Origin of the sequence: Methanobacterium sp. SMA-27 (genome assembly GCF_000744455.1) — an archaeon.
Lineage (GTDB): Archaea > Methanobacteriota > Methanobacteria > Methanobacteriales > Methanobacteriaceae > Methanobacterium_B.
The window spans coordinates 1,747,950-1,768,953 of sequence record NZ_JQLY01000001.1; the positions used below are offsets into that span (position 1 = coordinate 1,747,950).

General features: G+C 33.6%; 24 protein-coding genes, 1 tRNA gene and 1 other RNA gene. 9 read left to right on the forward strand and 17 right to left on the reverse strand.

Annotated features, from left to right (window positions below; all coding sequences use genetic code 11):
- Window positions 1-5: 5 nt before the first annotated feature.
- Both DL91_RS08675 and DL91_RS08680 read left to right on the forward strand, forming a co-directional pair.
- Window positions 6-836 (forward strand): 4Fe-4S binding protein, encoded by an 831-nt coding sequence (locus DL91_RS08675; protein ID WP_048191109.1) that lies wholly within the window; start codon window positions 6-8, stop codon window positions 834-836.
- A gap of 74 nt (window positions 837-910) precedes the next feature.
- Complete coding sequence (locus DL91_RS08680; protein WP_048191110.1) at window positions 911-2,092, forward strand: PLP-dependent aminotransferase family protein; 1,182 nt, start codon at window positions 911-913, stop codon at window positions 2,090-2,092.
- A gap of 20 nt (window positions 2,093-2,112) precedes the next feature.
- Here the strand turns inward: DL91_RS08680 and DL91_RS08685 are convergent, their stop codons facing one another.
- The gene (locus DL91_RS08685) at window positions 2,113-2,490 is read right to left on the reverse strand and encodes a hypothetical protein (RefSeq protein WP_048191111.1); all 378 of its coding nucleotides are present in this window, start codon (window positions 2,488-2,490) and stop codon (window positions 2,113-2,115) included.
- A 95-nt stretch (window positions 2,491-2,585) separates the two neighbouring features.
- On the opposite strand from DL91_RS08685, the gene tnpB reads away from it, so the two are divergent.
- Window positions 2,586-3,752 carry an IS200/IS605 family element RNA-guided endonuclease TnpB gene (gene tnpB / locus DL91_RS08690; protein ID WP_048191112.1) on the forward strand — a complete coding sequence of 389 codons (1,167 nt, stop codon included), beginning with the start codon at window positions 2,586-2,588 and terminating at the stop codon, window positions 3,750-3,752.
- Here the strand turns inward: tnpB and DL91_RS08695 are convergent.
- The 3 genes from DL91_RS08695 to ffs form a co-directional block, all read right to left on the reverse strand.
- On the reverse strand, window positions 3,712-4,056 hold the full coding sequence (locus DL91_RS08695; protein ID WP_048191113.1) for a hypothetical protein: 345 nt from the start codon (window positions 4,054-4,056) through the stop codon (window positions 3,712-3,714). The two genes, tnpB and DL91_RS08695, sit on opposite strands and share 41 nt — an antisense overlap.
- 24 nt (window positions 4,057-4,080) lie before the next feature.
- Window positions 4,081-4,165, reverse strand: a tRNA-Ser gene (locus DL91_RS08700).
- A 141-nt stretch (window positions 4,166-4,306) separates the two neighbouring features.
- An RNA gene (ffs, locus tag DL91_RS08705) (signal recognition particle sRNA) lies at window positions 4,307-4,621 on the reverse strand.
- A gap of 123 nt (window positions 4,622-4,744) precedes the next feature.
- Between ffs and DL91_RS08710 the strand changes: the two genes are divergently transcribed.
- The 3 genes from DL91_RS08710 (at window position 4,745) to DL91_RS08720 (ending at window position 7,603) form a co-directional block, all read left to right on the forward strand.
- Window positions 4,745-5,728, forward strand: a complete 984-nt coding sequence (locus tag DL91_RS08710) for an inorganic phosphate transporter (RefSeq protein WP_048191115.1) — start codon at window positions 4,745-4,747, stop codon at window positions 5,726-5,728.
- A gap of 211 nt (window positions 5,729-5,939) precedes the next feature.
- Window positions 5,940-7,157 carry an FprA family A-type flavoprotein gene (locus tag DL91_RS08715; RefSeq protein WP_048191116.1) on the forward strand — a complete coding sequence of 406 codons (1,218 nt, stop codon included), beginning with the start codon at window positions 5,940-5,942 and terminating at the stop codon, window positions 7,155-7,157.
- A gap of 32 nt (window positions 7,158-7,189) precedes the next feature.
- Complete coding sequence (locus tag DL91_RS08720) at window positions 7,190-7,603, forward strand: hypothetical protein (RefSeq protein WP_048191117.1); 414 nt, start codon at window positions 7,190-7,192, stop codon at window positions 7,601-7,603.
- A gap of 74 nt (window positions 7,604-7,677) precedes the next feature.
- Here DL91_RS08720 and DL91_RS08725 read toward each other — a convergent pair whose 3' ends face one another.
- From DL91_RS08725 to hdrC, 7 genes are all read right to left on the reverse strand, one after another.
- Window positions 7,678-8,076, reverse strand: a complete 399-nt coding sequence (locus DL91_RS08725) for a CBS domain-containing protein (protein ID WP_048191118.1) — start codon at window positions 8,074-8,076, stop codon at window positions 7,678-7,680.
- On the reverse strand, window positions 8,054-8,965 hold the full coding sequence (locus DL91_RS08730) for a 2-phosphoglycerate kinase (protein ID WP_048192674.1): 912 nt from the start codon (window positions 8,963-8,965) through the stop codon (window positions 8,054-8,056). The genes DL91_RS08725 and DL91_RS08730 overlap by 23 nt, the downstream gene beginning before the upstream one ends.
- A gap of 192 nt (window positions 8,966-9,157) precedes the next feature.
- Window positions 9,158-9,832 (reverse strand): metallophosphoesterase, encoded by a 675-nt coding sequence (locus tag DL91_RS08735; RefSeq protein WP_048191119.1) that lies wholly within the window; start codon window positions 9,830-9,832, stop codon window positions 9,158-9,160.
- A gap of 119 nt (window positions 9,833-9,951) precedes the next feature.
- Window positions 9,952-10,494, reverse strand: coding sequence for a DUF2096 domain-containing protein (locus tag DL91_RS08740; protein WP_048191120.1), 543 nt, complete (start codon window positions 10,492-10,494; stop codon window positions 9,952-9,954).
- Entirely contained in the window at window positions 10,491-10,757 is a 267-nt protein-coding gene (locus tag DL91_RS08745; RefSeq protein WP_048191121.1) for a DUF749 domain-containing protein, read from the reverse strand. The genes DL91_RS08740 and DL91_RS08745 overlap by 4 nt, the downstream gene beginning before the upstream one ends.
- 172 nt (window positions 10,758-10,929) lie before the next feature.
- On the reverse strand, window positions 10,930-11,826 hold the full coding sequence (gene hdrB / locus DL91_RS08750; protein WP_048191122.1) for a CoB--CoM heterodisulfide reductase subunit B: 897 nt from the start codon (window positions 11,824-11,826) through the stop codon (window positions 10,930-10,932).
- Between the two features lie 12 nt (window positions 11,827-11,838).
- Entirely contained in the window at window positions 11,839-12,657 is an 819-nt protein-coding gene (gene hdrC, locus DL91_RS08755) for a CoB--CoM heterodisulfide reductase subunit C (RefSeq protein WP_048191123.1), read from the reverse strand.
- Between the two features lie 250 nt (window positions 12,658-12,907).
- Here hdrC and DL91_RS08760 point away from each other — a divergent pair, with 250 nt between their 5' ends.
- Window positions 12,908-13,639 (forward strand): archaeosine tRNA-ribosyltransferase, encoded by a 732-nt coding sequence (locus DL91_RS08760; RefSeq protein ID WP_052374353.1) that lies wholly within the window; start codon window positions 12,908-12,910, stop codon window positions 13,637-13,639.
- A 103-nt stretch (window positions 13,640-13,742) separates the two neighbouring features.
- Here the strand turns inward: DL91_RS08760 and DL91_RS08765 are convergent, their stop codons facing one another.
- The 3 genes from DL91_RS08765 to DL91_RS08775 are packed head-to-tail and all read right to left on the reverse strand — an operon-like array spanning window position 13,743 to window position 16,567.
- Complete coding sequence (locus tag DL91_RS08765) at window positions 13,743-14,321, reverse strand: class I SAM-dependent methyltransferase (protein WP_048191125.1); 579 nt, start codon at window positions 14,319-14,321, stop codon at window positions 13,743-13,745.
- Between the two features lie 28 nt (window positions 14,322-14,349).
- Entirely contained in the window at window positions 14,350-15,624 is a 1,275-nt protein-coding gene (locus DL91_RS08770; RefSeq protein WP_048191126.1) for an ABC-2 transporter permease, read from the reverse strand.
- 1 nt (window position 15,625) lies between these two features.
- On the reverse strand, window positions 15,626-16,567 hold the full coding sequence (locus DL91_RS08775; protein WP_197050671.1) for an ABC transporter ATP-binding protein: 942 nt from the start codon (window positions 16,565-16,567) through the stop codon (window positions 15,626-15,628).
- Window positions 16,568-16,799: 232 nt separating this feature from the next.
- On the opposite strand from DL91_RS08775, the gene DL91_RS08780 reads away from it, so the two are divergent.
- Complete coding sequence (locus tag DL91_RS08780) at window positions 16,800-17,069, forward strand: hypothetical protein (RefSeq protein WP_048191128.1); 270 nt, start codon at window positions 16,800-16,802, stop codon at window positions 17,067-17,069.
- Between the two features lie 35 nt (window positions 17,070-17,104).
- On the opposite strand, the gene DL91_RS08785 is transcribed toward DL91_RS08780, so the two are convergent.
- Together DL91_RS08785 and dph5 are read right to left on the reverse strand one after the other, a co-directional pair.
- Window positions 17,105-18,028, reverse strand: a complete 924-nt coding sequence (locus DL91_RS08785) for a Dam family site-specific DNA-(adenine-N6)-methyltransferase (protein ID WP_048191129.1) — start codon at window positions 18,026-18,028, stop codon at window positions 17,105-17,107.
- A gap of 44 nt (window positions 18,029-18,072) precedes the next feature.
- Window positions 18,073-18,864, reverse strand: a complete 792-nt coding sequence (dph5, locus tag DL91_RS08790; protein ID WP_048191130.1) for a diphthine synthase — start codon at window positions 18,862-18,864, stop codon at window positions 18,073-18,075.
- A gap of 113 nt (window positions 18,865-18,977) precedes the next feature.
- On the opposite strand from dph5, the gene DL91_RS08795 reads away from it, so the two are divergent.
- The gene (locus tag DL91_RS08795) at window positions 18,978-20,000 is read left to right on the forward strand and encodes a class I SAM-dependent methyltransferase family protein (protein ID WP_048191131.1); all 1,023 of its coding nucleotides are present in this window, start codon (window positions 18,978-18,980) and stop codon (window positions 19,998-20,000) included.
- 11 nt (window positions 20,001-20,011) lie between these two features.
- Here DL91_RS08795 and mtnA read toward each other — a convergent pair whose 3' ends face one another.
- Complete coding sequence (gene mtnA / locus DL91_RS08800; protein ID WP_048191132.1) at window positions 20,012-20,941, reverse strand: S-methyl-5-thioribose-1-phosphate isomerase; 930 nt, start codon at window positions 20,939-20,941, stop codon at window positions 20,012-20,014.
- Between the last annotated feature and the right edge of the window lie 63 nt (window positions 20,942-21,004).

Here is a 21,004-nt window from a genome sequence, read left to right on the forward strand (position 1 = left end):
TTTTCATGAAGGGTAAATCCATTAAAGAAAAAGTTATTGATAAGTGTAAAGAACTTGATATTCCACTTGTTGGATTTGCACCTATTGAACGTTGGTCCAATCCGCCCAAAGAACTTCCAAACAGTTTTAAAGAATGGATACCCAAAGAATTCTGGCCAAAATCCATATATCCTGATGTGGAAACAGTAATTGTTATTGGACTTCCTATTCAACTCCCCATAGTTGAAACAGCTCCTTCTATTTATTATCATGAACTCTACAAAACAGTGAATATATTATTAGATATTAAAGCCTATGAAATTTCAAATTTCCTAACAAAAATTGGTTATCCATCAATATACCTGCCAAGGGATGGTTATGGTGATATTGAGGTTCTTTTTAAAAAACCCATGGCTTTTTTCTCCCACAAACATGCGGCTTTCCTAGCGGGTATGGGTTCATTTGGTGAAAACAATGTTATCCTTACAGAAGAGTATGGTCCGCGTGTCAGGTTCACATCAATATTCACAACAGCCAAAATAGAAGGGGATAAGATCAAAGGGACAGATCTATGTAAACACTGCCAAAGATGTGTTTCTCAGTGCCCAGTAAATGCAATTCCTGAAAGGAAAGAATCTAAAGAATTTCCATTACCAATGGATAAATTAGACTGTGCAACTAGGAGTAAAAAACTAAGGGAAAAATTCATATCACCCTGCGGAATATGCATTAAAGTTTGTCCTGTTGGAAATGATAGAAAAAAATTCAATAGAAAAGACATGTCAATTTATTCTGATAAAACTGAAACAAAATACACTAAGGCATGGGAACATGTTAAGAAATATGGAAGCAACTAATTAACTTTGAATAATTCCAATATTATAAATTCACATTATAAGTTTAAAAAATAATCAAAGCAGGAGATAAACAAATGAAAAATTTATTTGCAGATAGAATGTCTAAGGTTCCTAGATCATTTGTAAGAGAAATTTTGAAGGTTACTGAGAACCCTGATATCATCTCGTTTGCAGGAGGCCTTCCCAACCCACTATCATTCCCACATAACGAACTTGCAGAGGCATCAGCATTTGTTCTTTCTAATTCTAGTAATAAAGCTCTCCAATATAGTTCTACTGAAGGATATAAACCATTACGAGAATATATTGCAAATAGATACCAGCTTTCTGGTTTGGATGTTTCATCAGATAATATCCTTATAACCAATGGTTCTCAACAGGGTTTGGATCTTATTGGAAAAATATTTTTGAATCGTGGCGATGCCGTGCTAATTGAAAGACCAACATATTTAGCGGCAATACAGGCATTTGGATTGTATGAACCCAAATTTGTTTCGGTACCACTATTAAATGATGGTGTAGATTTGAATATACTTAAAAATATGGTTGAAACTTTTAATCCAAAAATTTTCTATTCTGTTCCAAACTTCCAGAATCCAACTGGAATAACTTATTCATTGGAAAAAAGGAAAGAAATCGGAAAAATATTCAACAAAAACCGTACTATTTTTGTTGAAGACAATCCATACGGCGAAATAAGGTTCATGGGAGATGATCTACCTCCAGTTAAGAAATACCTTAAAAGATCAATTCTTCTAGGTTCATTTTCAAAAATTGTTTCACCAGGTATGAGACTTGGATGGATAGTTGCAGATAATGAAATTATGAATAATTTAGTAACTGCAAAACAGGCATCTGATCTTCACTCTAATTTTTTATCCCAAATGATTGTTCATCGATACCTAACTGATAATGATGTTGAAAAACATCTCAATAATATTAGAAAGATGTATAAAATACAAAGAGATTGTATGATAACCATGATTAAGAAGTACTTCCCCTCTGATGTGAAGTACACTAGACCCGAAGGTGGAATGTTTTTATGGGTTACCCTACATGATGGAATGTCTTCAATGGAATTATTTGAAATTGCATTAGATGAAAATGTTGCATTTGTTCCAGGAGAAGCATTTTATTCGGATGATCCTGAGTTAAACACTTTAAGACTTAATTTCTCTAATTCAGATGTGAAAAAAATTGAAGAAGGAATAAAGAGGCTAGGAAATTCTATTAAAATGTTAGAACTAAAAATGTAAAAAAAATTAATTGGAAATATTTATTTTCGATTCATCCATTGATTTGAACAATCACTTCGAAGATAATAAGTCCAATAACCTTTATAATCCCCATAACCTTCTGCAATTTCATTTAAATTCTCATTAATAACATCAGATCCATAATAATTCTTTGCACATTTTATTAGCATCATATCTTTTTGAGAAATATCATCCATTATTCCTAAGCCCCTTATAAGTTCTAGATGAGCAGAATATTCACCAATACCCTTTATATTAAGCAACCAATTTTTAACTTCTTCTAATGGTGCATAACGTAAAAAATCCTCTTCAATATTTGCGAATGAATCAGAAACATTCATTAAATACTCTGATTTTTTACGGTTGTTCAATATTGTAGTTAATTTTTCTACACCCAAATTTTTTATCCTAATGTTGGAGAATACCCCATCTGTGAGGGTGGGGATGAATTCAACCACAACATGTTAATAATAATTTAGCAATAAATAATATTATGTTAAGAGCATATAGATATCGAATGTATCCGACTAAAAACCAAGAAGAAATGGTTAACAAACATTTTGGAGGATGTCGATACGTGTATAATTGGGGATTAGAATATAAAGTTCGAACATATTATGAAACGGGTAAATCAATATCCCGTTTCGCTCTTAACAAAGAAATAACATTACTCAAACAAAGTGAAGTATGGCTCAAAGAAATTAACAGTCAATCATTACAAGGAGCTACCCTTAACCTTGATAATGCATTCGCAAGGTTTTATAGAGAGAAAAAAGGATTCCCACATTTTAAATCAAAGAAAAATAGGGTACAATCATTCAATGTACCACAGAATTATAAAGTTGATTTCAATAACAATGAAATATACCTTCCTAAGATAGGATGGGTGAAAACAAAATTACATAGACAATTCAAAGGTAAAACGCAAACAGCAACGATCTCTAAGACAAATACTGGTAAATATTATATCAGTATTCTAATTGATGATGAACAATCATTACCTGAAAAGGTAAAATTCAATCAGAAAACCACCGTAGGATTGGATATGGGTTTAACCCACTTCTTAATTACAAGTAACGGTGTTAAGGTTAATAATCCACGTCCTCTTAAAACAAAACTTCGTAAACTTAAACGTGAACAACGGAAGTTATCACGTAAACAGAAAGGTTCAAATAATCTTAACAAACAACGAATCAAAGTATCAAAGATTCATGAACGAATACGAAACATACGTGAGGATTTCCAGCATAAACTTAGTAAATCTATTGTATGTGAAAACCTAGCAATAGCAATAGAGAAATTAAATATTAAAGGCATGCTACGAAACCATAACCTCGCACAAAGTATAAGTGATGTTGGCTGGGCAGGATTCATAGATAAATTAAAATATAAAACTGAATGGTATGGTAAAACATTACACCAAATAGGACAGTTTGAACCATCAAGTAAAATATGCAGCAATTGCGGATACCCTAACTGTAATTTAAAATTACATCATCGTGAATGGATTTGTCCAAATTGTGAAAAAAGACATGATCGTGATGTCAATGCAGCAGTTAATATACGTGATTTTGCTTTGGATAAGCAAAATTTAATCAGTACCGTAGGAACTACGGAATTTAAAGCTTCTCTGAGAAACCCACAAAAGTGGATTCAATGAAGGAAGAAGCCCATTCCAAATGGGAGGGGTAGTTCACTCTATCAATAAGTTCAGTTTTTACAGATTCACTTATGTTTTTATATGCAAAAAGAGTATAATTTAAAATCGGTTTTTCAACTGTTCCTTCATCCTCAACTCGGAATGCAATGGTTTGATCTTCAATATAAACAGCTTGGGTAAGAGAAAAATCATTAGTTGATTGTTCACCCCCAGTAGGAGCAAACATATTAATAAAATTCATTGATTTAGAAAAGTCAAATGGATTAGTCGGAAATATTTTTCCATTAATGGTTTTAACCTTCAATATCCCCACCTAGATTATATGAAGCGCCGGGGCCGGGATTTGAACCCGGGTGATCCAAAGGATCAGTGGATTAGCAGTCCACCGCCGTACCAGGCTGGGCCACCCCGACAAAATTTGATTTTTATTCAAAGAGAAACTTTGATCAATTATTTGAGATAGTGCTCTAAATCAATAAAACACGTATTGGAAACATTTATCAATCATGGTTTAAAAGCTTTTGGAATTTTTCCATGATCTAACCATTAATATAAGGTGGGCACGTTCAAGAGTGGACAAACCTCGCGAGCATTGGTGATCCAAAAACTTGACTCCACCCCGTTGCTCCACAAGCATCAGCTGTCCACAGTAGAGATGCTTCTTTCCAGACCTGACCCGTTCCCATTGTTAAAACAGTTAATTCAGGCCCTACAGCCCAAATCCTGCTACCACTGATCCTGCAGGACGAAGTTTCGACATCAAATTCAAGGGCCAAAACCCGTTTGATATGCCGCCTCTTGAACTTCGACCGCGCCATAAGGGGATATGCGCTAACAAAGGACCCCTAACCCTCCGGTCTAGCCCACTTTAATTTTATATTTATTAGTATTTGAACCTTGCGATCATTTAAAAAAAATTCTAAATTACATAAACTTATTTTAAACTGATTATTTGAGAATATTTTTATTCCCGTATCTACAAAAATATAATCATGGAATGGCTGTTGATTATTGGTGTAATAACTGCTATGTACATGGCATTCAACATAGCTGCCAACGATATTGGAAATTCTATGGGCACCGTAGTAGGTAGTGGAGCTCTTACCATGCGTAAAGCCCTATTAATAGGTGCCCTATTTGAATTTTTAGGTGCAATATTCCTTGGAAGTAGTGTTATTAAAACCGTTGGAAGTGGAATAGTACCACTTGAATTTATGACCGGTTTGGGTGCATTTATAATAACCATGTCAGCGGGTATATGGATTACAATTACCCTCATTAAAAAAATACCGATATCGGGTTCAGATGCTATTGTGAGTTCTGTCTTAGGATATGGTATTGTATATGCAGGCATAAATCATCTTGAATGGACTACAGTCGGATATATTATGGCAAGCTGGGTTATTTCTCCGTTGATTGGACTGGCATCAGGATTTCTGGTTTATTATTTCTTAAAATTGGGATTCCTCAACAAGGTCAAAAATAATATAGGTGCTAAAGACCGTGCAGAGAAAATATTTTCTTATTTCCAAATTGGGAGTTCATCTTTTGCTGCTTTAGGAGTAGGTGCAATAGATATAGCTGCAGCAACAGGAGTTTTATACGTAACTGTTGGTTCAACAATAGGTTTCTCAATTAAGTTATTAGGTGCCTTTGCACTTGTTTTAGGAATATTAATAGCAGGTAATAGAATAACAGACACAATTGGAAGAAGGATAACCGAATTAGTTCCCACTAGAGGTTTTTCAGCTCAAATTTCAGCGGGTTCAATTACAATACTCTTTGCATCGCTTGGAATTCCCATATCACCTACACAAACTCTTGTTGGTTCAGTAATAGGTGTTGGTATGGCAAGAGGTACATCAACAGTAAAATTAGATGTTATAAAACATATTGCATCTACATGGATAATTACAATTCCTGCATGTATTGGAATATCTGCATCGCTATACTTAATAATAAATGCAATTATCTAGGTAAATACTTAAAAATTGAGTTTATAATAATTTCATAATTTTAAATAAAATAGCCAAAAGATAGTTAATTATTAATATTCAATCTATTTTATTGAATTTAAATGATATAAATCCTTCATTACAAATTCAAAGAATTCTTTTCCAAAAAAATATATAGAATCAAATCTTAAATAATAATAGAATTAGTCTTCTATTTTGGAGGAAAAAAATTATGAAAGCAGATGCAATAAAAATAACAGATGGTGTTTACTGGGTTGGAGTTTTAGACTGGGATTTACGAAATTATCATGGGTATACGCTTAATGGAACTACATACAATGCGTATCTAGTTTTTGGGGATAAAGTAGCACTTATAGATAATACGTATCCCGGAAGTTCAGCGCAGTTATGGGGCAGAATTAAAGATGCGTTTGAAAAGGAAAATAGGGAATTCAAACTGGATCTGATAATACAAAATCATATTGAGATGGATCACAGCGGTGCGTTAACAGAAATACACAAGAAATTCCCTGAAGCACCTGTTTATTGTACTGCAGCGGCTGTTAGTGGTTTGAAGATTCATTATCCTTCCCTTGAAAGTGTGGATTTCAGGGTAGTTAAAACAGGGGAAAGCTTGGATCTGGGGGGTAAACAATTTATATTCCTTGAGGCACAGATGCTTCACTGGCCTGACAGTATGTTTAGTCTTCTTTTAGAGGATGGAATACTATTTTCAAATGATGCATTTGGTCAGCACCTCTGCTTCAATGAACGTTATGACACAGATATTTCTGAAAATGTGCTTATGGATGCTGCAGCCAAGTTTTATGCCAACTTACTAACACCATTATCTGGACTTATACTAAATAAATTCAAACAAGTCACGAGCTTAGAATTGTTAAATAAAATAAACATGATTGCACCATCACATGGCCAGATCTGGACAGACCCAATGAAGATAATAAATGCATATACCGGATGGGCCACAGGAAAATGTGAGGATAAAGTAACAATTGTTTACGATACAATGCATGGTTCAACAAAATTAATGGCACAGGCACTAGCAGAAGGGATTATTAGTCAGGATGTTGATGTTGCAATGCACTTCCTACATACAGATGAACGTAGCAACATTGTAAAGGATATATTGGAAAGTAAAGCAGTTTCATTTGGTGCACCAACCATGTTCAACCAAGTGTTCCCAAGTATGGGGGATATAATCTTCTATTTAAGAGGTTTGAACTTTGCTAAAACAGGTATCAAACGAAAAGCAGTAACCTTTGGATCTATGGGTTGGAGTGGGGAAGCACCAAAGATACTTGCAGAAGAACTTGAAAAATGTGGATTTGAAATATTCGAACAGATTAAGGTTAAGTATGTACCTACAGAGGAAGAATTAGAGGAGTGTTATGAATTGGGTGTTAAATTAGGTTCAGAAATTAAACAATAAAAAAAATTGCCTTTAGTATAGGAGGTATAAAAATGAAAAATTTAGAATTTGAAAGTGCATTGGACTCCAGAAAGAAACTTATGACAATATTGTTTTGGATCAATAGAAAAGCTGCGAGAACAGAAGGATGTGCGCCATTTTTATTAAAGAAAATAGTAACAGAGGAGAACACCTATACTCCAGAAGATCCTAAACTCCTTAAATTAACAAATGCAATTATTGAGGATATTCTGGAATCAATGGATGAAAATAAACATGTAAAATTTGAAATATCAATGGGAAATGAATATATAACTACAGAAATTGATGAGAATATTTTATCTGTAAACACTGTACACAACATTGAAATTGAAGATGAAATCATTGAAAAACTCGATCAAGAGCTAAATAAAAAATATCCCAGTATCTGCGAATCTTTTAAACCTCGTGTAACACCTCACAGATAAAAAAAAATATTTTACCTTGGATGTAAATCATCCAACTATCTTTATTTTTTTTGAAATAATTGGATTTAAAGGAATTAAATTTTAATTGCCCTAATAATATCACCATCGGATATTATTCCAACAATATTATGATTGTTGTCGATAACAACTAGCTGGTTTATAATATCTTCTTCTGATCCAAATTCATTCATTTTTCTTACAGTTGTTAAAAGATCATCATCTAGATTTACACTTACAACATCTTTTACCATAACCTTTTCAACAATCGTTCCAATTTCATATTTATCCAGTATTAGATTGTGTCCCAGATCAGTTGCTGTTACAATACCAACAAGTTCATCTCCATCAACAACAGGGAGAGAACTAATTTTATGTTTCATTAACTTTTCAAAGGCAAATACAACATCTTCGTTTGGGGGAACACTGATAACTTTAGTGCTCATCACGTCTTTAACTTTTAATTTTTTTAACATCTTCTTCACTTCCGTATGTCTTAGTAATACTCTCTATAATGGTGTCTATTGTAGTTGTAACATCGATATTCTCAATAACTGGAATATGATACTTATTTGCCTGGCTTTCAAAATATTTATGTGTTCGCCGTATAGCTCCAAAAGAGTTCATATAACGTTTAAGAGGCCTTCTAGCCCATTGTTGTCTGCATCTAGAATAAAATCTTCCTTTATGAACCTCTTCATCCTGAAGAGTCAATACAAACATGTTTACATTGTGTTTACTAACTAAATCCTCACTAATAAACCCCGGAACTATATGTACTCCTTCAATAACTATGCTGATACCTTCCTTTAGGGCCCTTTCTATAACAGCTTCAACTCCAATACTCACAGTGTCAACATGGTCACGGAATCCGATCAAAACTTCATCAAATTCTGGTGGTGGAGGTATTCTTAGTGAACGGTAAGCAGTATAACTAGACTCGTATATGGTTGGAAGAAGCTCTTTTGAAACGATTTTACGCATTACCTCACGGATCATATCAGTACTGATCATATTTCTGATGCCCAGCCTGTTGGCCACTTCAAATGCAATTGAAGAAGTTCCAACACCAGATGCGCCTCCAATCAGTACAATAAGAGGTTCATCACATTTTCGAATCCTCTTCCAAAGTCCATATTTCTCTGCAATCTCGCCCTCTTCTTCCTTTAGTTTTTCACGGACAATCATGATCAGATCATCCAGATTTATTACCTTTACTCCTTCGTCCATTAGATGAGCTTCAATCTGGGATGCGAAGGTGTAAGCTTTATCAGGATCCATCTCTGCCCTAGTTAATGACCTGGAAAGAACTCCCTTTGAAAAGGGTTCCCTATATTTTTTCCCACCTACTTCACCTTCAACCATTACTTTTTTCAATTTCTCACCTCAACTTAAAGGGGCAAAAATAGAACATCTAATCTATTTTAACTCAATAAATTTATGTAGGCATAGCTTAAATTATTTTCTATTATTTTAAATACAAATTAAAACATATGCCCATTGATATTATAGTTTATTTATATTCTGAATTAGTCTTTAATTGAATAAAAAAATTTGTTATTTGAGATTAATAATTTCTGGAATAACCTTTATATTATCGTCGTCAGAATCATCTATATTAATTATGCATGCATGCCCTTCTTTTAGCATACCCGGATTAATAATACTAGTCTTTCCTATTTTATCAATTGCCATAGACTCATGGATATGACCGCAAAGATTTATTGAAGGCTGAAATTCTTCAATAATTTTCCTTAGACTCTCACTTCCTACATGTTTGCCTGATGGGAGTAGATCTGTTTTTGTTCCCCATGGAGGGGCGTGTGTAACAAATAGAGTTACTTCATGATTTTTTATTTCTTCCATTACCCTTCGTGCACTATCATAGATCTCAATTTCATCAAATTCTAATGGAGTGTTAAATGGTGTTGGATTAGAACCTCCAAACCCACATATTCCTATATTTTTGATGGTAACACTTTTACCATGAATATTAATGGCTTTAGAGTTGTCTATACTTCCATAAAGATTTATTGGATCACAGTTTCCAGGAATTGCTAACACTGGAATATCAAAAGAGCTTATTTCATTAAGTATTTCTTCGGCTAGTTCATTTGGGCCAAAATCTGTAATATCCCCAGTTAGTATAATAAGGTCAACAGTATTTTTCTTGAGGTAATCAATGATCTTAATATATTTACCATGAATATCGCTTACTGCAAGGATTTTCATTGATGATGTCCTCCAAAAAAGTGTATAAATTTCTATTTATATGATTGTTTAATTCAAATTATTAGTTATGGTTTTAATTTTATAAAAATAATTTAAATATAAATTTGAAATAAGAATTATCAATCATTTTCTATCTGCTCTGCGAAAAACGATGATATTTCCTTTAAACTATCCTGAATGTTTTGTTTATCACCATATATTGCAATTATTGTGTCTGTTAAGAATTCTATAATCACATTATGATATTCTGCTATATCTTGTATCCTTTCCTCATCCAATGGTATCTTGAAGGTAACCCTTACCATAGAAAATCCTGGAGGTGCACCAACTATAAATTCAGACTTTTTATCAGGTAGATCATAGATTTTTTCCCCGCGAGAGGCTTTTGTGAGTTTTTTTATCCACTGATCAACGTATTCTTTACCTTCATCTTCAGCTAAATCCAATAACTTGCTTTGAGCCGTATTTAAAAAGTCATTTATCCTTTTAACTTCATTCAACCTCTCTGGATCAGCAGGATTAACCTTATAGAAGTTTATGGTGGTTTTAGCCAGTCTAATATCTTTGGGAATAGCAGGATCTATTTCTACATTCCTTTTTCGAAGGTCGCTTAAAAGTTCAACCAAAACCATCCATGTCTGTTCAAAAGGTAAATCGCTCATAAATGTCCTTCCAATATTTTTTTGCTGTTGTAATTTAATTCAGCATCCACCAACTTTAATTCTTCCACTATTTCATTAACATCCTTGTATGAATCTAAAAACAGTACATGATTACTTTCTGTACCTGCTATATTCACTATAGCTATTTGATCCTCATCATCAATGGTTTTTTTCTCAAGTAAAGCTTTATGCTGTACAAATGGCCCGTATTTTTCTGGTAGATCTTTAAAACGGAATACTCCAACTAAACTTGCAACGAACAAAAAAACACCTCTTATTTTTTTAATTTAGTAATAATTCTTAAACCTTTAAAATCAGATTAATCTTTGGTTTTTGAATTTAATATTTTTTACTATGATATCTCAATTATTTAAAAAATCGAACAAAAATAATTTATTAAAAAAATAAAAAAAATAATTTAAAGGAGAATATTAATTATTCTCCTCCAGTGATCTCATCGAGTTTTTTAAGAGCTGGGTCTGTGCTGGTTATATGAGCATCGACAGTTAGATCTTCTCGTTTTAATCCCATTGCAAGCCCGTAGAGCTGAGCAAGGTGGAACACTGGAATTTTGAAGTCTGTTCCGTACTTCTTGTTAACTTCTGTTTGTCCTACATCGAACTGGAGATGGCAGAATGGGCACACATTTACTATTGCATCTACTCCTGCATCTGTCATGTTGTCGAGTTTTTCCTTGGTGTAGTCTAGGGTGACATCTATATCACGTGATCTTAGACCTCCACCTGCACCACAGCACATCATTTTGTCTCTGTAGTCAACTGACTTTGCACCTGTTACCTCAACGAGTTCGTCAAGGATTGTTGGTTTATGTGGGTTGTCAATGTTGATTTCAGCACTTGGTTTAAGGAAGTGGCAGCCATAGTGAACTGCTACGTTAAGATTTAATGGTGTTGTAACAGCTTCTGTAAGTTTATCAAGTCCAACATCCTTGTAGAGAATTTCTGCGAAGTGTCTAACATTTACTTCTCCTTTGAATTCTCTTCCAGCTTCAGCTAGAACTCCGTTGATTTTGTCTTTCATCTCTTCGTCTTCTTTGAGGAGATGGTTGGTTTCAAACATTGATCCAAAGCAACCGTTACATTCTGTCATGATATCTGAGTTCATGTCTTCAGCTATGGTTATGTTTCTTGCAGCTATTGCAGCCCATGTTGTTTTATCGAATGATCCGAAAACACCTGGTGCAGGGCAGCAGGATGCTCCTTCCATATCGTTGAGCTCAATATCTAGTTTGTCAAACATTACCCTAGTTGCTTTTTCAATTCCAGGGTATCTGTTGTTCATTATACATCCTAAGAAATATGCAAATGCCATTGTGATTCCTCCTTATTCTAGCTCCCCTTTTTCCCAATTCCAGCCAATAAGATTGTCGAATCCTGTGGCTTTAAATATTTTCTGAACTTCTTCAAGTGCTTCAGGGAACTGGTGGGTTGTTGGTGGTAATTCATCGAGTCCAACGCTTTTTCTAAGTGCCATTGTTGCATCGTTAATAGGGACTCCGTGTCCTGTTTTTATAACAAATGAACCAGTCATTTTGTGTGCAGGTGCCATGTATCCTGCCTGTGCAGCGAAGTTTCTCACTGTTTTAACAACGTCCACAATTTTAATTCCTCTTGGACATCTTTCCTGGCATTCGTAACAGGTTGCACACATCCAAATGGTATCATCGGATATTACTTCCTCTTTAAGTCCCATAACAGACTTTCTTACAACATTCCTAATCCTGTAAGGTGTTCTTCTTCCAGAAGGACATGCACCGGTACATGTACCACACTGGAAACATAAAGCTACTGATTCAGCACCAGCATCCATAATTTCCTGTTTGAAATCTTCATCAATATTTTTACGGGTTATCACTTCTTCTTCTCTTCCTTCGAGTAAAGTCATCTTACCACTCCTATCTGTTTTGGATTTTTCAGGTTTTAATTCTTTTTTTTCAGTTTTTGAAACTTTAGAGTTTACATTTTCTGCAATATCTTTAGCTTCTGATTTAATTGTTTTATCGTTATCTTTTGGTGTTTCTTCTTTTTTATCTGTTGAAGTTTTTGCTTCAGTTACTGTTTCTCCTTCAGGAGTCTCTGTTTTCTCTTCTTCTTTATTCTCTTCTCCACTTAATATATTTTTTAAGCGTTTTAATGTTTTCATTCTGTTTCACGCCCTGATCAAATGATCGTATACGGCCCTATGTGAAAACTTGTGATTTTCATATCGTAGGTTTAATTTAAGCATATATAAGATTGTGTAAAAATCATCAACTGTAACCTTTTAGGTTACATATCTTGTTTTTACAAACAGAAAATAACATTACATTAAACAATCTATTATAAGTTAGATGATAATTTCCTTATTAAACTGTAATTTATTATTTACGATGTAAATTTTACCTGTGATCAATATGATGGAAATAAAAATGCACGATGGACCAGCTAGACTTGGTAAATACTCTGGAATAGAAACACCAGCAATAATTGATGTAGAAAAATCATTGAAAATATTAAAAGATGAACCAATGCCATATAATGTTCCAAAAAAACTTGCATCATGGTCTGTAAATTGTACTGTAGAAAATGCTAGATTAAGTGATGAAAATGGTGTGGGTGTTGTACATGGCTCAAGATATCCTGATTTGAGGGTTCAATGTGCCAAAGAATTGGAAGATCTTGGCAATACTGTTTTAATGATTGCAAATCCCGAAGAATTAATGAAAAGATCCAGAGATCTTGTAGAGATCTTGGTTATGATACGTGAGAACATCAATCCAAATACAATGATTTATTTTCCGCTAGCAGAACCATCTTTCATACCATTTCTGGCATATATGGGGGTTGATCTCTTTGATAATACTTCAGGAATGTTTTATGCTAGTTTAAATACCTTGTTAACTCCTTCAATGAGATATGACCTTGAAAAATATAAGATATTTGACATGAACCATGATGAACTTATAGATTATAATACAAAAACAATGGAATTCTCAATCAAGGAAGTACAGGAACATATCAAAAATGGTACTCTAAGAAATCTAGTTGAAGAACGGAGCTGCTCCTCACCAGAGGCAATGACTGCTTTAAGGATACTCGACAGAGACCATTCAGATTTCATTGATAAATACACACAGCTTTACTAAATCCATTAAAAAAAGATATAATTTCCAAAATAAATTTTTTATCCAATGATTAAATAAATAAAAAAAAGTGATATCCAAAAAATTAGATATCCTATTTCTTAAATCACTTCTTCAATACACCCTTAACCATATAATGATATTCTCCTATCTCATGTGAGTCAACAACTTCAAATTCATAATTTTTGAGCATGTTACCTACTTCTTCCGGAGATATTCTTACATGGAATGGAGGTCCTCTACTACTTTCAATTTTACGGAATTCTACAACAGCAAAAATACCACCAGGTTTTAAGACATTTACAATATTGGACATTACTGGGTCTACTTCGCCTCCATCTACAAAGCCATGTAGTACATTGGACATCAAAGCAAGGTCTATTGAATTTTCATTCAATGGTAACTTTTTGGTAATATCCGCTACAATTGCTTCTATGTTTTTTAAGTTCCTTTTTTGAATCTCGTTTTTCACAATATCAATTGAATCGGGATAAACATCAACAGCAAAAACTTTACCATCACTTCCCACCTTATCAGATGCTTCAATTGATACATAACCATCACCACATCCTGCATCAAGGAATTTATCTCCTTTTTTGATATCTGCTGCTTTTAAAATTACTTCAGCACTCAGTATGTCCCTAGATGATTTCCCATGATGTTGATGTCCATGTTTCTCAGTCATTTTTTGTTCCCCCTAAAATACATAGATTTTAATTTTCTGCCTTTAATCTAGTCTTGGAGAATAAAAATACTCCGATTACAAACAGGATTAATGTTAAAATTGCACTCAATTCAATTTCATTAGCAACAGAATTCAATCCTGATCCAAAGACCAAAACTGATCTAAGCGCAATTAAAGTGTGTGTCCAAGGAAGCAATCCATATATCGAAAAGCTTTGGCCAATAATGTTAACCATTACTTGTGGAAGTGGGAAGAATGCTCCAGTTAGGAAACTTGTAGGCACTACTATTAGTGTACCAAGGTTTGCAGCCTGTCTATCGTTTTTAGCGAATGATGCGATAATCATTGCCAGTGCAATTGATGCGATTCCCCCTATTATTCCTATGAATACAGCAATGATAATTGAATAGAAACTTCCTTGCCAGTGTAACCCTAATATAATTGCAACTATCAAAAGTATAACTACCTGTGCACCTGCAATAAGAGACCAAGGTATTAGTCCACCGAATAAAAGGTCGAATGAACGCATTTTAGACATTTTTAACCTTTCTAGTGTTCCACTTTCAACTTCCCTCGTTAAAATTGCAGCAACAGTTGTTGCAAGAAGAAGAATTGCAAACACTATCATACCCGGAGCTAGGAAATCGAATTGTGTGAAAGAAGATGTTCCAGGTATGGATTCAACTTTAGTATCGATAAATTTGGTTGGTTCTGCTCCAGGAGTTCCTGCAATCTGATTTTTGACAGTATTGACCACTCCTTGTTGATATTTTTCAAAAACACCCGCTAATATTCCTTGTGCAACTCCAAATCCCATGAATCCGGTATCACCACGGATAAGTATAGTTGAAGTAATGTTACTACTGGTTGAACCGGATGATAACGATGCTCCTGTACTGGACTGAATGGTATTGTTTATGAGCGATGCAACTGAATTGGAAAAGTTTGAAGGAATAATAATTTCAGCATCAACAGTTCTCTTTCTTAGAAGATCTTGTGCATTATTGTCTTCGGTCGTTGTAATGTTAAACAGCTTCACGTTGCTGTTTTCATAATTTAAACCTTCTAGAGTAGTGATAAGATCATTCCCATAGTTGACGGTTCCACCAGATGTTGTGTTTAATGTTCCTTGATCATAATTTACAATCGCTATGTTATGGGGTGTATTACCCTCACCAAATCCGCCAAATGCAAATCCAAAGATCATCATGAAGAATATAGGGAACAATAAGATGAAAAATAGTCCTCTTTTATCTCTGATCAGTTCTTTAAAGTCTTTAACAGCAATACTTGTAAATTTCATTTTATTCCCTCAATCCTGTTCCAGTTAGATCTATGAAAACATCTTCAAGTGTGTTTTGACGTACTGATATATCTTCTACAGTTACATCTAAATTTTCCAATGTTTGCATCATTTTCGGTAACTTTCCAATTGCATTAAGCGCCCTAATGTTGATCCTTCCTTTCACTTCAAAAACTGAAATAATATCTTCTTGGGCTGTAAGTTCATTGATGATTTCCTGATTTTTTAATGGATCAAATAATTTCATATCAACAACATCTCCCTCACCTATTTCTTTTTTTAGGTTTGCAGGAGTATCCAGGCGAATCAACTTTCCATGATCTATGATTGCTATCCTATCACTAAGCTGGTCAGCTTCATCCATTATATGTGTTGTTAAAATAACAGTTTTTCCTTCCACATCTCTCATTGCACGTATATAATTCCATAAAACACGACGTGATTGAGGATCTAAACCCTCTGATGGTTCATCTAGTACAACTATCTCAGGTTCATGGATAACTGCAAGTGCAAGGTTAAGACGTCTCTTCATACCCCCTGAAAGCTTAGAAACCACAGTATCTGCTTTTTCAGAAAGGAATAGATCATCCAAAAGTTTCTGAACCCTTGGATCCCTTATATTTTTCGGGACTTCATACATGTCGGCCATAAGATTAAGACTTTCTTTACAGGTTAAATTTTCCCATAGCATAAGTTCCTGAGGACACACACCAATGGATCCCTTTTCAATGTTTTTAATATCTTTTCCATTAACAATTACCTTACCACTTGTTGGACGTAAAAGCCCCACCATCATCTTAATGGAAGTTGTCTTACCTGCACCATTGGGTCCTAAAAATCCAAAAACTTCTCCCTTTTTCATACCTATACTAAGATTATCAACAGCTGTTAAGCCCTCATATTTTTTTGTTAGATCTTGAGCTTCTATCATATAATCCATAATTCAATCCACCCCTCAATTAATGAATATAATTAATGTTAAACTTGGTTTAACTATTTTAAATAGTATGTATTTAGTTACCATAGGTAATTTCTGTTACCACCGGTAACATTTTAATCTTGGTATCTATTCATATAAAAAGATTTCTAAAAAATAACATGTAATTCTAAAACTGAAGATATTTGCAACATGAAAAATATATTAAATAATATGATTAATCCAAGGGTGATTTAATATGATAGAAAAAATTGAAGTAAGTATGGCCAGCGGTGATGTGCATAACTTCAAAAGGGGGGAATTTGGAGTTGAAAGTATGGAAATAGATGAATTAAGAGGTTTAATCCAAATAAGTTATGGAAAAAAGGAAGGAGGACAAAAATACGTGTTAATACCTTTACAAAATGTCGAAAAATGTGAATATTTAGATAAAGAAGTTATTAACACTTCCCAGACAACTACTGAAACAAAAATTGAAAGTGGAACACAACTTTTAGACAAAGTCTAACAACATAAACGGAACCATTTATGAGTATAAAAGTATTAAAAATTCCTTACAATTAACTCATTGATAGTTCCCCTACCAGAGGAATCTCGATTAATATTTCTTTTTGCATAAACAATATCAATATTAAATTCGCTGTATAAATTATCGAAAAATTTATCTGTTAAATCTTCATTTTTTGGGTCAGAATTACTTAACATCAAATATGCACCCTTCTGATCCATTTTTTTAAAAAATGTAGCGAGCTTTAACTGATCAAAATCTGTAAATCCTTCTTTAGAATACGATGTAAAATTGGATGTTTTACTTAGGGGCCTATAAGGAGGATCAAAGTAAACAAATGTACCTTCCACAATGTATTTATCAGAATTTACGAAATCAGAGCATATTATTTCGGTATCACTAAGAGCTTGGTTAACCAAATTTATATTGGTTTTATCACATATTTTTGGATTTTTATACAGTCCAAATGGCACATTGAATTTTCCATTCTTATTTTGGCGGAATAACCCATTGAAACAAGTTTTATTCATAAATATAAAGTAGCTGGTTCTTTCAATCCATTGATAATTGTAATTTTCATAATCAAAATTTTCTACTTCTGAGTTATAAATATCCCTGATTCGGTAGTAATTCTCTTTACGTGCAATTTCATCTTTTTTTAAATGGTTTTCTTCAATATCATTCAATATATCTATCAATATTTTATGATCATTTTTAATTACTTGATAAGCCATTACAAGTTCTCTGTTAATGTCTAAAAGAATAGATTCCTTGACTTTGTAATACTTTTTAAGGTTAAAGAACATTGCACCTCCACCAACGAATGGCTCCACATATCTTTCTACAGCCCTTGTCTCCTTTAAATACGGAGGCAATCTATTATTAAGTTCGTTTAGGAGTTGATTCTTCCCACCAGCCCATTTTAAGAATGGTTTTGCACTAGAGATATTTTTATTCATTCAATTCTCCAAATAATATTAATAAAATTTATAATTTAAAAATACTAAATTAAATCTTCAAAAAGTTCTTTAGGTGCATCTGCAAGTTCAACAAGAGCTTCTGCTTCCATAAAATGAAGGTCACCTGGAATCATCAGACAGTGTAATGGACCGCCAAAATCAGAGTTAATAAGGTTTTTAATTTTATCAGCACGTACTAAAGGATTAACTGACCCTGCACGTGCAACTACAACAATCACAGTTTCTTCTGTTGCAATTTTTAGTTCTTTATCTGTTTCTGCTTGCAACAAATATTCCATTCCCTGGTTTGCTGTCATATACCTATTTTCATGAGCCCTTATATCTAAAAGAACTAGTGTATGTAATTTTGAATCCATATTTGCTTTAATTGCAAGATAAGGTGAATGGGGAAAATAGTTCTCTTCTGTAAATGGTATTGTTGTTACTTTACCAAATTTATATGCCTGAAGACCAGCAATTCCTGGTGCAGCAGAAAGAATTGAAGAAGAATGAATAACTGTAGTTTTTATCCCTGCTCTTTTCGCTTCTATTAACATTTCAGAGTGAGTTGTTGCAATTAAAGGATCTCCTGCACTTAAAAATGCAACATCTTTTATTTTTGCCTCTTTCAAAGGGAGATTCTCCTCTTCAACTTCTTCTCGGGTTAATATTTTTATTTCATTCCCAATAATTTCCTCAAGTGAGCTGATACTTCCCCCAAATAGTTTTGCTGTGTAAAATTCTGCGTAAACTGCTTCAACCTTTTTAAGTGCTTCTACACCCTTGACTGATATATCCTTTTCATCGTAAAGTCCTAGACCAATAAAGTAAAACATTGGGTTCACCTTCAATCCTTTTTATATTTAATATTTTATTTGAATTATTGATAAAATTTATAATCATTGGTATTAATATTAAATTACTGATGTAAAAATGTATGAGGAATCTAATGATCGGTTTAAAAGTTCCAAAAAACACTGCAGATAGAATTCGTAGATTTCTATTGAAACAATCACTTATAAATCTTGACATGAAAATAAAGCGTGTTGATGACTTTGTTTACATTCCATTAATTAAAATGCCTGATGATGAGTTAATGGAAGAAATAAAAGTTGATAATGTTGAAATTGTTGATACTAATTTTGAAATCCATAAAAAAGGACCTAAAAGCCTTAAAGATTATTTAAAAAATAAAGTAGACAACGATAAAATTGAAGACATAAAAAAATCTTTTGACATAATTGGCAATATTGTAATACTTGAAATTCCAGAAGACTTTGATGACCACAAATATATAATTGGAGAAGCCGCCCTAAAATTCACCAAACGCAACTCGGTATACCGGAAGATCAGTGAAATAAAAGGAATTGTAAGAACAAGGGAACTTGAATATCTAGCTGGCGAAGATGTATCAGAAACCGTTCATAAAGAATTTGGCTCCAGATTCATGCTTGATGTTAAAAGGGTATATTTCAGTCCACGTCTTGCAACTGAACGAAAAAGAATAACAGACCATGTCAAAAATAATGAAATAATAGTTGATATGTTTGCGGGTATAGGTCCATTTTCAATTTCAATTGCAAAAAAACATAAGGTGAAAATTTATGCTATTGATATTAATCCCTATGCGTACAAATATCTAAAAAAGAATATTAATTTAAATAAATTGGAAGGAAATATTATTCCAATTCTAGGCGATGTTGAAGAAGTATTAAATGGTTTAAATTTAAGAGCAGATCGAATTATTATGAACTTACCCGGAACTGCTTGGAATTTTCTTGATACAGCAATTAAATCTCTTAAACCCGGAGGAATTCTTCACTACTATGAATTTGCATCTGATTATCAGCAACCAATTGAAAGGATAATTGAGACTGCCTACCCTCGTAAAGTAGAAATTCTAAATTCAAGGAAGGTTAAATCAAAAAGTCCTGGTGTTTGGCATATGGGTATCGATGCGAGGATATATTAACTAAATTTTTGTTAAATTGGTTTGATAATTCCGTCTTCCGTTATTATACCTGTAATTAGGTCTGATGGTACTATATCAAAGGCAGGATTTTCAATTTCTGTACCTTCAGGTGCAACTCTACATTTACCAAAGTATAACACTTCATCAGCATCTCTTTCTTCTATTTCAACATCATAAATAGAGTTTTCACTGTCAAATGTGCTTTTAGGCGCTGCAACATAGAAGGGAATATTAAATCTTTTTGCAGCAAGGGCAACCAGTAATGAGCCTATTTTATTTGCTACTCCTCCCTTGGCTACCCTATCTGCACCAATAACAACTTTATTAACCATACCTTTTTGCATTAAATGCCCTGCAGCGCTGTCCACAGCCAATTTCACAGGTATTTTTTCTTGTTGCATTTCAAATACACTCAATCGAGCGCCTTGGCAAAGAGGTCGTGTTTCATCACATATAACCTTAATTCTCTTCCCTTCCTCATTTGCAGCACGTAAAACTCCGAGAGCAGTTCCATAATCAACACAAGCAAGTGCACCAGCATTACAATGGGTTAATATAGTGTCTCCATCATCTATCACTGCTGCCCCATTTTTGCCAATTGCCTTGTTGGTCTGGATATCCTCATTATACATGAGCATTGCTTCATCAATGAATGATTCAGAATTTAAAACCCGATCAACTGCCCAAGAAAGATTTACGGCTGTTGGTCTTGCGTTTTTAATTTTATCTGCAGCTTTTTCTATATTTTCTCCAGCAATTTCTGCAAGTACCATTCCAAATGCTGCTGCAACTCCAATTGCAGGAGCACCACGAACCTTCATAGTTTTTATTGCAGTTATAACATCTTCATAAGTTTTACATTCGTGATAAACAATTTCATCGGGCAAGAGGGTCTGATCTATTAAAAATAGTTTATTATCCTTCCAGTACATTGTTTTCATTTGATAACACGTTCCATTATATTATACAAAAGTTGTTAATTAAAAAAATAAAAAAAAATTGGA